The following is a 13050-nucleotide window of genomic DNA, read 5'->3' on the forward strand; positions in this document are numbered from 1 at the left end:
AAGTCATAAAAACGACATCAAAAGCCCACCATTGTATGACATGGATACGGGCAAAATTAGCTCTCACCCTTATCTGAGCCACCCATATCAGGAGCTGCAGCGATAATCCGATCCGCTAGCCTGGAAAAGGGCAGGCTCTGTACCCAGACAGTACCCGTACCCGAGAGTGTCGCCAACCACAGACCTTCACCTCCAAGGAACATCGACTTCAACCCTTTTACCATCTCAATATCGTACTCGATCCCTTCACTGAACCCGACCAGACAGCCGGTATCGATTCGCAATGTTTCGTTGTTCAGTTCTTTTTTTACCACAGTGCCGCCAGCCTGAATAAAGGCCATACCATCACCTTCCAGCTTCTGCAGAATAAACCCTTCCCCACCAAAAAAACCGGCTCCCAGTTTGCGGGAAAACGCAACAGATAGACGCGTACCCAGCGCAGCACAAAGAAACGCATCTTTTTGACAATACAATCGCTCGCCGGTCTGAGACATGTCCACAGGCACTACCATCCCCGGGTATGGTGCAGCAAATGCAACTTTACGCTTCTGAGCACCACTGTTTGAGAAGTGCGTCATAAACAACGATTCGCCAGTCACCATCCGCTTACCCGCAGAAAACATTTTAGAAAACAGCCCCTGGTCAGGATCAGCGCCATCTCCCATTTTCGTTTCGAAGCCAATATCCTGCTCCATATAGTTCATAGAACCCGCTTCGGCGATCACCGTTTCACCCGGATCCAGCTCTACTTCAAGCATCGGCATCGAATTACCAATAATTTCGTAATCAACCTTGTGACATTTCATTTCATTTCCCCTTTCAAACTATTCGTAACTAACCCACCAGCTGCTTTAAGACTGGCAGCAAAAACGCCAGCGTAATGACTGAGAAAGTGGTTGTCACCATGATCGTGGCCGAGGACAGTGTCACCCGGGTGTTATACTGCTGAGCCAAAACATAAACCATTGCCCCCGTGGGTAACGAAGACAATAATACGGCACTGGCAGTCCAATAAGGATCCAGATTCAACAACACTGCCAGGCCCCAGGTTGCCAGCGGGTGTATTATTAATTTAACCAGCGTCAGCCAGGCCAGATCAAAACCTGCCCGTCGCACCTTCAATCCGTTCAAAGACATTCCCAATGCAAACAGCGCCACTGGCGCTGCCGATGGAGCCAGCATATCCATCGGGGTAATAATCGCGGCTGGTAAGCTGATACCTGAAACAGACACCAACATACCCAGTATAGGCGCCATCATCACTGGATTTTTCAGCAATGCCTGTATCACTAAGGTCTTCAGCTTCTCTAAAATACCGCCTTCACTGTGCTGCAATTCAGACATCAGTGCCAGAACCAGGATAAAAACCAGATTGCTGACCAGAGTTGCAATAATCACCGGCAGTGTACCGCGGTCCCCAAACAGGAAATAAAAGATAGGCACGCCCATATAAACAGTATTCGCCCAGGCAGAATTCAGCGCTACAACTGTCCAGTCCAGAGGAGTCTCGAGCTGCAATCGACGCCACCCCATAAAAGCCATGATGACTGCGATAACAGAACCGCCCAAATACACGGCAATAAAATCCCAGCGTAATACAGCCTGAATATCTACGGAGACGGTTGAGGTAAACATCAACGCCGGTACAGCGATGTAATACACGTAGCGATTCAGAGCAGAAGCGCTGGACTCTTCCAACAAGCCGGAACGACTACACCACCAGCCCAGTACCATTAGTAAAAAAACAGGTATCACAATATCAAACAACAGTTGCATCAGAAATTCTCAGAAAATAAATAAAACAGTGAAATCATCATAAACGTTTCACTAATGGGTAAGAGCCTTTAGCGCCATCCGATGATAAGTTAACTCAACTGACTGCACTACCTTTCATACATAACAATAATAAATACAGCAAATATAAAGGACTCAAAAATGAGTAAAAGAGAAGTCGTAGTACTAAGCGGTGTACGTACTGCAATAGGCGGTTTCGGTGGAAGCCTGAAATCCCAGACCCCTTGCGAACTGGCCACTACCTGTGTCAGCGAAGCCGTATCTCGCTCCGGTGCAGCAGCCGAAGATTTCGGTCATAGCGTATTTGGTAATGTCATTCACACCGAACGACGCGATATGTATCTTGGCCGAGTGGCCGCCGTTAATGGCGGACTGCCTCATGAAACACCCGGAGTAACCATAAACCGCTTGTGCGGCAGTGGCCTCCAGGCAATTATTTCGGCCACCCAACAAATTGAATTGGGAGTCTGCGATGCTGCAGTAGCTGGCGGTTCAGAAGTAATGAGCAAATCCCAGTACTGGATGCCTACAGCCCGTTTTGGCCAGCGCATGGGCGACGGTGCAATCGTAGATGCGATGGTGGGCGCACTGACCTGTCCGTTTGATGATACACACATGGGTATCACTGCAGAAAACATTGCCGACAAGTGGCAGGTCAGCCGTGAAGACCAGGATGCACTGGCCGTCATGAGCCACAACAACGCTGAGCGAGCTATTACAGAAGGACGCTTTAAGGAGCAGATTGTTCCTATCGAGTTAAAATCACGCAAAGGCGTCACCGTCTTTGATACCGATGAGCACCTCCGCTATGGTTGCACTACTGCGGATATGGAAAAACTGCGCCCGGCATTTAAACGCGATGGTAGTGTTACAGCAGGTAACGCATCCGGTCTTAATGATGCGGCTGCGGCCGTTACATTAATGGCAGCAGAGACTGCTGAGGCCAAAGGCCTGAAGCCCATGGCCCGCCTGGTAGGTTACAGTTTTGCCGGCGTTGAGCCTAAATATATGGGTATCGGACCGGTTCCTGCGGTGCGTAAGCTATTGGCTGATGCCGAACTTAGCATCGGTGACATCGATGTTTGGGAAGTCAACGAAGCCTTTGCCGCTCAGGCGTTAGCAGTCTGCCGTGACCTGGAACTGCCGCTGGAGAAAGTCAATGTCAATGGTAGCGGTATCTCTCTGGGACACCCAATCGGAGCGACTGGTGCCATTATTACCGTTAAAGCACTGCACGAATTACAGCGCAGTGGCGGACGCTATGCGGTCGTGACTATGTGTATCGGTGGTGGCCAGGGTATTGCTGCTTTATTTGAGCGTGTTTAAATAAAACCCTTAAAAAGCCCGCGACCGCAAGGTCTGCGGGCTTTCTAATAAGCAGCCCTGTTTAACCCTCACCATTTTGGCACCAGACCTGCATCAATTATTTCTCCTTCCTCCGTCCTCAGACTATTATTAAAACTGCAAATTAACGACAGGCGCAGTTATGTTTCCTCTCTCGCTCTACTTTTCAGAACAGCAGGTTAAATGGTCTGCAAAGCAACTGTGGAACAATATCCCAGCCCATTACTGCACCGATGAAACCGACTTGGTGACTCAGTTACTGGAACTTGCTCAACCGATAGACCAACAACACCTTGAGATCGCGACCGGATGGGTAAAAAACCTGCGAGCTGATAAGGAAAACCAGCGTTACCTTGACCAGTTTTTAAAAACTTTCAGCCTGGAAACCGATGAAGGGATCCTATTGTTGTCACTGGCTGAAACGCTGTTAAGAATACCCGACCAGCAAACCGCTGACGCTCTGATAGAAGATAAACTCAGCTCAGCCCAATGGCAGCGCTATTTTGACCCTGACAACTCTGTTTTACTCAACACCAGCGTCTGGGGACTAGCCCTCAGCCAGCAGTTAATTGATCCTAAAACTGAACCAGACAACATCTTTAGCCAGTTGATGGAGCGCATCAGTCGACCTGTTATCCGTTCCGCCTTAACTCAGGCAATGAATCATCTGGGAGAGCGTTTTGTCTTTAGTCCGAATATACAATCAGGATTGAAACGCATCCACGATCTGGGACGGAACCAAACCTGCTCCTTTGACATGCTCGGGGAAGCCGCGGTCACTAACCAGGATGCAAAGCGTTACTTCAGCGCCTACCTGGAAGCGATAGAAGCCGTTGCTGCACAAAATCTAGAAGACCGCCCTGCCGCATCCGTATCGGTTAAGCTATCTGCACTACACCCGCGCCTGGAGCCTCTTAAATCAGCTTATATTGTCGATGAAGTCACTCAGCGAGTACTCCATCTGCTGATTGTCGCCCGAACAGAAGACGTTCAGATTACCATTGATGCCGAAGAGTGCAGCCGACAAGAACTGAGCTTACAAATTTTCGAAACATTATTGCGCAGTGAGATATGTAAAGATTGGGGAGGACTGGGCATTGCCGTACAAGCCTACTCAAAACGCGCCTTGCCGATTCTCGCCTGGCTCAATTTTATCGCAGATGAACTACAAACCGACATCCCAGTTCGACTGGTTAAAGGCGCTTATTGGGATACTGAGATCAAACAGGCCCAGCAGCAAGGCCTTACCGACTATCCTGTTTACAGTCTAAAACAAGCAACCGACCTGTCCTATCAAGTCTGCGCACAGTATCTATTAAGTGATAGATGTTCCCGGCTGCAACCGCAGTTTGCAAGCCACAATGCCACGAACATAAGCCATATCATCAGTCTTGCTGAACAGAGTAATAAAACCCTGGAATTTCAGCGCCTGCATGGCATGGGAGAGGCCATCTACAGAGAGGCATTAGAACACAGTCCAGACACTCAACTGAGAATTTATGCACCGATAGGTGCGCACCAACAGCTACTCCCTTATCTTGTCCGCCGACTCCTGGAAAATGGAGCCAACAGTTCATTTCTATTACAGCAGTTTGATACAGACATTACACCGGAACAGTTAACCGCCCCCCCCGAAACGCAACTGCAGGCATTGAAGCTAAAACGCAACCCTTCAATCCCCCTGCCCACAGACCTGTATCAGCCGACCCGTGAAAACTCTGAAGGCGTCATACTCGACTCCCTACAGCAACGGGCTCAACAGTTAGAGAAGATAGAACCTTTTATGCATCATCAGTGGCAGGCAGCTCCCCTGATTAACGGCGAGTCTGTCAAATCCCAGTCCGCAGAAATAACCGTTTCACCCTTTGACCTGGCGCGGCAAACCGGGCAGTTATGCAATGCCACGGAAGAAGATGTAAGAGAGGCCTACGCAGTCACCCGTGCAGGTTTTATCAGCTGGAACAACCACCCGGTAAGTGAGCGAGCAAAGATTATTCAACGCTTCGCTACCCTGTTAGAAGAACACCGGGAAGAATTAATTGCACTTTGCATGCGAGAAGCGGGAAAAACCCTGCGTGATGCTATTAACGAGATCCGGGAAGCGGTGGATTTTTGCTATTACTACGCCCACGAAGCAACCAATCGCCTGATCAGCCAACCGATGCCGTCGGTAACCGGTGAGGAAAACATTCTTAGCTATGAGGGCCGCGGCATTTTCCTCTGTATCAGCCCGTGGAATTTTCCTCTGGCCATCTGGACCGGGCAGGTAGTCGCCGCCCTACTCGCAGGCAACTCTGTTATCTCCAAACCTGCCGCCAGCACTCCCCTGATCGCCTATCGAGCCACCCAACTGCTGCTGGACGCAGGGATACCCAAAGACGCCATTGCGCTTCTGCCTGGCCGCAGTCAGGAGATTGGCCCCCAGCTGACAAGTGATTTTCGTCTCTCAGGTGTTGCCTTTACCGGATCCACCCGGAGCGCAACCGATATTGTTCGCCAACTAACCCTGCGTGACGGGGCCTCAATCGTTCCCTTTATCGCTGAAACAGGTGGACAAAATGCGATGATCGTCGACAGTACCGCCTTACCGGAGCAGGTTGTAAAAGACGTGATTGAATCGGCTTTTAACAGTGCCGGACAACGTTGTTCCGCATTACGGGTACTCTACCTCCAAGAGGAGACTGCCGAACAGATTGAAGCGATGCTTAAAGGCGCTATCCATACTCTTAAAGTGGGTAACCCCTGCGAGATAGACACCGATATCGGGCCTATTATTAACAACAATGCTATGCAGGGGCTGCATGGCCATATAGAACACTGCCGGGAGCACCGGCGACTGATGTTTGAAGCTGATTTAAAAGAGCAACACGACACCGGCTATTTCGTGGCGCCAACGCTGGTTCGACTGCATACCATTGAGGAGCTCAGTGATGAGCATTTCGGCCCCATTCTACACATCATTCATTATCAGGCAGACAATCTTGACCGCATTATTGAGGAGATCAACCGTACCGGATACGGCCTTACACTAGGCGTGCACTCCAGAAACAATCAGACTATCGAGCATATCTGCAATCACGCCCGGGTAGGCAATATCTATATCAACCGCAATCAGATTGGCGCCATTGTCAGCTCCCAGCCTTTTGGGGGGATGGGGTTGTCCGGCACCGGCCCGAAGGCCGGTGGGCCAAACTACCTGATGAGTTTTGCCCAGGAGAAAACCTGTTCAACCAACACCAGCGCAAACGGTGTTAATCCTCAACTTCTGAATCAAAGTATTCAGAATTAACTATCAGCACCTATATCAGGCAGGCTCGTCCTGCACCAGGCGGTAGCAGGGCTGATACTCCTCATAATTTATTTTCATACGCCGCTGTTCAACAAAAGCGGCCAGCAAGGTATCCAGCGCCTCCACCATCTCAGGTTCACCGCTGAGCTCAAACGGACCATGCTCTTCTATTGCCCGAATACCCGGCTCTTTCACATTACCGGCAACAATTCCGGACAACGCTTTTCGCAGGGTGGCCGCCAGCAGGTAATCGGGCTGATCAGAAGTCAGATCCAAAGCTGCCATGTTTTCATGAGTCGGCTCAAATGGCTGCTGAAACTCAGACGGAATATGCAGTTGCCAGTTAAAATGGAATGACTCACCGGTGGCTTTACGATACTCCGTCACTCGCTCCAGGCCCGCTTTCATTTTGACGGCTACGTCATAGGGGTCGCCAACAACAATCTCATAAAGCTCTGCAGCCTGATCACCCAGCGTCGCCCGAATGAATCGATCTACCGTTTCGAAATACGCTTCACTGCCTTCTGGCCCGGTAAATATAAAGGGAAAGGGAACATTATTGTTTCGCTCATGCAGGAGCACTCCCAGCATATACAATATTTCTTCGGCGGTGCCTGCTCCTCCCGGGAAAACGATAATGCCGTGACCCAGGCGAACAAAGGCCTCCAGTCGCTTCTCGATATCCGGCATAATAATCAACTCATTGACTATGGGGTTAGGAGATTCCGCCGCAATTATCCCCGGTTCAGAGACCCCCAGATACCGAGCATCAGTCACCCGCTGTTTAGCATGCGCAATAGTGGCCCCCTTCATCGGCCCTTTCATCGCTCCGGGACCGCATCCGGTGCAGACACTAAAGCCCCTCAAACCTAATTCGTAACCTACCTGTTTGGTATAGATATACTCATCCCGACTAATCGAATGGCCACCCCAGCAAACAACCAGATTAGGTTTGATATGTGGCTCTATAGCGTTGGCGTGACGCAGGATATGGAACACCATATTGGTGACCTGCTCTCCCTCTTCCAGCTCATCACAACAGATATCCAGTTCATCAACGACATACAGTAGATCACGCAATACTGAGAACATATGTTCTCGAATACCTTGTATGATCTCACCATCAACAAAAGCACTGGCGGGGGCATTTATCAGCTCTAATTGCACACCTCTGTGCTTATGACTCACCCTGATATCGAAATCTTTGTGTTTTTCCAACACTTGCTTAGTACTGTCAAGCTCACTGCCACAATTCAACACCGCCAACGCACACTGTCGAAATAGCGGGTATAAACCTGCCTGATTGCGATCCTGGAGCTTAGCGACTTCATGTGGAGACAGCGTATCAAGGCTGTCCAGCGGTGTAATATTTGCCGATACAAACTGTTCTGTCATCATTATCATGCCCCTCTATGCAAACACCCCAGCACAGGAAACTCCTGGCTGTAAACAGGGCTTAGCGGATCTGGCTGTACTAGGTTTGACCCCGCTAAAAAATATATAGTTCAGGTTACAATATAGTTAATTTTTCAACTCTACTCCAATAACTTGTTGATAAAAAAAGAATTAACTTCTTATTAACGCATCAACAAACAACGGAACTTCACTGCTTGCAGGGCCATATATATGCCGATCAAACGCGGATTGAGTTTTCGATGGTTCAAGATTTATCTCCATCGTTTCAGCACCTACACTATTGGCCATCTCAACAAAACCAGCGGCCGGATAGACATGCCCCGAGGTACCGATTGAAATAAACAGATCACAGCGTTCCAATGCGTCATAAATCATCTCCATCTGCATCGGTAGTTCCCCAAACCAGACAATATCTGGTCGCAACGTTCCACTTTTATCACAACAACCACACCGCCGGTCAGCCTGCACTGAATGGTGATTAGGAAAGACCTGACCTGAAGTAATGCAGCGTAAATTCAGCAATTCACCATGCATATGAATCAGATTTTTACTTCCCGCCCGTTCATGCAAATTATCAATATTCTGCGTCACCAGGAGGACCCGAGCGGGGAAGGTGTCTTCCAGTCTGGCCAACGCCAGGTGAGCCGGATTCGGACGAATATCAGGTTGTAGGAGATGCTCTCGTCGTTGATTGTAAAACCGATGCACCAGTTCAGGGTCACGGATAAAAGCCTCAGGTGTCGCCACATCTTCAATCCGATGATCCTCCCACAATCCATCAGCTGCCCGAAAGGTTCTGATACCTGACTCTGCTGAGATTCCGGCACCGGTAAGAATAACAATATTCTGGTACTGCACTGGATTGATCCTCAAAAATGGTAACTGATGGGTTTTATCCTACGCCAACTTCTGCTTAACTAACCATACAGGCCGGAAATTTTTTCCGGTAGTTGTAAAATCTAGTCGTATCGAGAAGGAAATCCGAATGAGTGCTGATAAACTCTATATCCTCGACACCAATGTTTTACTGCATGACCCTAACTGCCTGTACGAATTCAAAGAACAGGATGTCGCTATCCCGATGACTGTCCTTGAAGAACTGGACAACATCAAAGACCGCAAGCAAAGCGTGGCACAGGAAGCCCGTCACGTCATTCGCGCTATAGACAATATCTTAAGCGTTGCCACCCCCTCTCAGATTCTCAAAGGGGTACCGATACTGGTTCCGGGAACCGAAGACGCAACTAGGCTGGGTAAGCTGAGCATCTTCCCCGATCACGAACTAACCACCCGTCAGGGCTTTTTGCCTGACAACAAAAATAATGACAATCACATTATCAATTGCGCTCTGCATCTACAGGGGAGTGATCCTCACCGAGAGATTATCCTGGTCACGAAGGATATCAATATGCGCCTTAAGGCGCTGGGTGCAGGCCTGCAAAAAGTTGAGGACTACCGCAAAGATCAACTGGTATCCGATCTCGATTTGCTGCCCTCCGGGCATCATCATATCGATGGAAATTTCTGGGAAAAAGTCGAAAAAGTCAAAAGCTTCCAGGAAGGCCCAAACACTTATCACAAAGTTAGCCCAGACCTGCTGCCGGAAACTTACCCCTGCCAGTATGTCTATGATGATTCAAAAGACTTTGCTGCCCGTGTGGTTTCAGTCAATCACGAAGAAACCATTCTGATGGATCTGGGGCATCAAAAGCTGATGCAACAGGAATGCTGGGGCATCAGCCCGATCAATATCTTTCAGGCGTTTGCCATGCAATCGATCCAGGATCCGGATATTGATCTCTGCCTTCTGAATGGCGCTGCCGGTTCAGGCAAGACCCTCATCGCTCTGGCCTGCGCGCTGGAAATGGTGATTGAAGATGGTCGTTACAACAAGATAATTGTGACCCGTTCTACCCCACCGGTTGCCGAAGACATTGGTTTCCTGCCGGGTACCGAAGAGGAGAAGATGACCCCCTGGCTGAGTTCCATCCACGATAACCTGGAAGCGATGCATGAAGGGGATGAACGGCCTCAAAGCAGCGTTAAATACGCCATTGAGAAAGCAAACATCCAGTTTAAATCACTTAATTTCATCCGCGGACGAAGCATTCAAAATGCAATAGTGCTCATCGATGAGGCACAAAACCTGACACCTCAGCAACTCAAAACGATTCTGACTCGCTGCGGTAAAGACAGTAAGATGATCTGTCTGGGCAACCTTGCACAGATCGATTCAAACTATCTGACTCCATTAACGTCCGGCCTGACCTACGTGGTTGAGCGATTTAAAGACTTTGAAGGCGCATCAACAATTCACTTAGAAGGTATCTTCCGCTCACGGCTGGCGGAGTACGCCGAAGAGCATCTCTGACACCAACATCCTGCTCAATCAAAGCCGCTACCTTGTAGCGGCTTTTTTCTTCTATTGGTTTTACTTGTTTTCCTCTAGTGGGCAGCGCTACACTGCTGCCATGATTCTACGACGTAGCTTTATCTTTCTGATCCGTATCTATCAATACCTGATCAGTCCATTTCTGGGCCCTAACTGCCGGTTTTACCCGACCTGCTCAGCCTATACCCTCGAAGCCATTGAAACCCATGGGGTTCTGAAAGGCTTCTGGCTTGGAATCAAACGAATCGGAAAGTGCCATCCGGGCCACCCAGGCGGCTATGATCCGGTTCCCCCTTGTTCTGGCTGCGACACCCACCAGCCTGCCACTACTGATACCGCTTCCCCAAAACCGCCCTCCGAGCAACCTTTTGAGTAGCCTTTTCATTGACCTGTGAACATAAGCCAGCTATAGCTATAGGAAGGTGAGAACAAGCCCATTGCGCCTCTAATGCCCGCAGAGAACACAAGGGACTTATTCCCATCTTCCTTAACTGATTGACAAACACTCTATGAATTCGTTGTTGAAGTAAGGATCAGGATGTTTAGCTCTCTTACGGTTATTCTTACCGTCACTCTCTATATGGCGGTACTGTTTGGTATCGCCCAGCTTGTTGAACGACGTATTGCTGTGCGCGGCGAGGGGTTTAAAAGCCCCTGGATCTATTGCCTTTCGCTGGCGGTTTACCATACCTCCTGGACCTTCTATGGCAGTGTCGGCTTTGCCGCCAGTTCCGGCTTGCTTTTTCTGGGCGTCTATTTGGGAGCCATACTGGGCATCGCCTTTTGGTGGATAACCTTACGACGGATGGTGTTTGCTAAAGAAGTCTTTCGCATTACCAGTATCGCAGACTTTATTTCTACCCGGTATAACCGTTCGGAAAGCATCGCCGCGCTCGTTACACTGATTGCCCTGTTTGGCGTTCTTCCCTACATAGCATTACAACTAAAAGCGGTGGTAGGCTCATTCCAGCTCATTACTGACCACGAAAGTTCAACCATGGGATGGGGCCTGTCGGGCCTGCTCATTACTCTGTTTATGATCGCCTTTACTATTATGTTTGGTATGCGCAGGCTTGACCCGACCGAACGCCACCAGGGTATGATGACGGCGCTGGCTGTTGAGTGTGTCATCAAGCTCATCGCTTTTATTTCTATCGGTTTGTTTGTCAGTTTTTCCCTTTTCGATGGCTTTGATGATATTACCAAGCGACTGTTTGATCAGGGGTTTGAAAAGGTCATCAGCCTCAGTGGGACTGAAAACTCAGGCGCAATGTGGTTAACCCTGATCATTCTCAGTTTCGCCGCCATCCAGAATCTACCCCGCATGTTTCATGTCGCCGTCGTCGAAAATGCCAACCACCAGCACATCAAGACGGCGATCTGGGTGCTGCCACTGTATATGATTCTGATTAATCTGTTTGTGGTTCCCATCGCAGCCGGTGGTCTTCTGATGGGGCTTCCGGAAGATGCTGCTGATTTTTATGTGTTGATGCTGCCTCAGATGGCCGGAAATAACGGTCTTACCCTACTCGCCTTTATCGGGGGATTTTCAGCTGCCACCGGGATGATCATCATTACCACTATGACGCTCTCAACAATGGCCTCGAACCACCTGATATTACCCCTGCTTGAGCGTCTGCCGGCCTGCAGATTCCTCAAGCCTTTTCTCCTACAAATCCGCTGGTTACTGGCAGCACTTATATTATTGGGTAGCTATGGTTTCGCTATCGAATTCAGTGATTCATATATTCTGGTCGCTATCGGGCTAATATCATTCGTTGCAGTACTACAGTTTTCACCCGCACTGCTCGGCGGCATATTCTGGCACAAGGGCAACAGCATGGGAGCCGTTTCAGGGCTACTGGCAGGTTTCTCTATGTGGGGTTTTACCCTCATCATCCCGGCGATGGTGAACCAAGGCTGGATCTCAACCGCAATCCTGACTGATGGACTGTTCGGCGTCGCGCTCTTCCGGCCAGAAGCCCTCTTCGGACTGGATGGACTGGGGTCTATTCCCCACAGCGTTTTCTGGACACTGCTAGCCAACGTCGGTTTTTATATTGCCGGCTCTCTACTCTACAGCCCACATAAATCAGAACGTAACCATGCGACTGAGTTTCTCTGCTCGATGAATCCGGCACCCACCCAGAAAGCCAGACCAACCGGACTGGACCGTTACATCTCTCTGGACGATAAGCTTAATGAAGCCCAGTCACTTTTAGAAGGTTACCTGAGCGAAGACAAAACTAAAGAAGCGCTCTACAGAATCACCGAAGACCTTCAAGTCAGTGGAAAAAGCCATATTGCTATTATTGAGCTACTTGAGTTTCATCGTATGCTTGAACACGCATTAGCAGGATCAATAGGCTCTGCCAGCGCGCACAAAGCGATGGAAACTAACATCCGCTATAACAACCGGGAATCCACCGACCTTAAAGCCCTTTATAGCCATCTGGTTAGTGAGCTGGGGCAACACTTGCCAGAATCAGACCAGCTGACAGAGCATGAATCAGGAAACCAAAGCTACGGCCTGATCAATAAACTTCAGAATAAACTGTCTAAGCTGGAAAAAACGATTCAACTACGGGATAAGCAGATTAAAGACATGGAGGTAAAGCTGGAATCTCGTTATCAGGATATCTTTCAGTATCGACTTGAAACCCAGAAAATCCGACAGGAAAATGAAAAGCTTAAGCTGCAACTTGAAAGCACGCTGAAAATTGAAAAAACACAAAACGCTGCAAAGAAACAGGAAGCGGAAACACCAGACGAGACGAAAAGCTAAAAAAAAACAGCCGCTCAAGCGGCTGTTTTT

General features: G+C 49.1%; 9 protein-coding genes. 5 read left to right on the top strand and 4 right to left on the bottom strand.

The annotated features are described in order from the left end of the window. Positions 1-56: 56 nt before the first annotated feature. Positions 57-806, bottom strand: a complete 750-nt coding sequence (locus AMJAP_RS11735; protein ID WP_019620369.1) for a TIGR00266 family protein — start codon at positions 804-806, stop codon at positions 57-59. Positions 807-834: 28 nt separating this feature from the next. Further along, positions 835-1776: an AEC family transporter gene (locus AMJAP_RS11740; protein WP_019620368.1), complete on the bottom strand. Its 942-nt coding sequence runs from the start codon at positions 1774-1776 to the stop codon at positions 835-837. 159 nt (positions 1777-1935) lie between these two features. Between AMJAP_RS11740 and bktB the strand changes: the two genes are divergently transcribed. Together bktB and putA are read left to right on the top strand one after the other, a co-directional pair. Next, a complete protein-coding gene (gene bktB / locus AMJAP_RS11745) occupies positions 1936-3120 on the top strand; it encodes a beta-ketothiolase BktB (RefSeq protein ID WP_019620367.1) in 1185 nt (394 codons plus the stop codon). 160 nt (positions 3121-3280) lie between these two features. Beyond that, the gene (gene putA / locus AMJAP_RS11750; RefSeq protein WP_019620366.1) at positions 3281-6427 is read left to right on the top strand and encodes a bifunctional proline dehydrogenase/L-glutamate gamma-semialdehyde dehydrogenase PutA; all 3147 of its coding nucleotides are present in this window, start codon (positions 3281-3283) and stop codon (positions 6425-6427) included. 15 nt (positions 6428-6442) lie between these two features. Here putA and ppnN read toward each other — a convergent pair whose 3' ends face one another. Together ppnN and cobB are read right to left on the bottom strand one after the other, a co-directional pair. After that, positions 6443-7825, bottom strand: a complete 1383-nt coding sequence (gene ppnN / locus AMJAP_RS11755) for a nucleotide 5'-monophosphate nucleosidase PpnN (protein WP_019620365.1) — start codon at positions 7823-7825, stop codon at positions 6443-6445. A gap of 168 nt (positions 7826-7993) precedes the next feature. Beyond that, positions 7994-8701 (bottom strand): Sir2 family NAD+-dependent deacetylase, encoded by a 708-nt coding sequence (gene cobB / locus AMJAP_RS11760; protein ID WP_019620364.1) that lies wholly within the window; start codon positions 8699-8701, stop codon positions 7994-7996. A 127-nt stretch (positions 8702-8828) separates the two neighbouring features. On the opposite strand from cobB, the gene AMJAP_RS11765 reads away from it, so the two are divergent. From AMJAP_RS11765 to AMJAP_RS11775, 3 genes are all read left to right on the top strand, one after another. Further along, a complete protein-coding gene (locus AMJAP_RS11765) occupies positions 8829-10214 on the top strand; it encodes a PhoH family protein (protein ID WP_019620363.1) in 1386 nt (461 codons plus the stop codon). Positions 10215-10278: 64 nt separating this feature from the next. Beyond that, complete coding sequence (gene yidD, locus AMJAP_RS11770; protein WP_376787802.1) at positions 10279-10611, top strand: membrane protein insertion efficiency factor YidD; 333 nt, start codon at positions 10279-10281, stop codon at positions 10609-10611. Positions 10612-10773: 162 nt separating this feature from the next. Then, entirely contained in the window at positions 10774-13020 is a 2247-nt protein-coding gene (locus tag AMJAP_RS11775; protein ID WP_019620361.1) for a sodium:solute symporter family protein, read from the top strand. Positions 13021-13050 lie beyond the last annotated feature (30 nt).

The sequence above is a fragment of the Amphritea japonica ATCC BAA-1530 genome, assembly GCF_016592435.1.
Taxonomy (GTDB): domain Bacteria; phylum Pseudomonadota; class Gammaproteobacteria; order Pseudomonadales; family Balneatricaceae; genus Amphritea; species Amphritea japonica.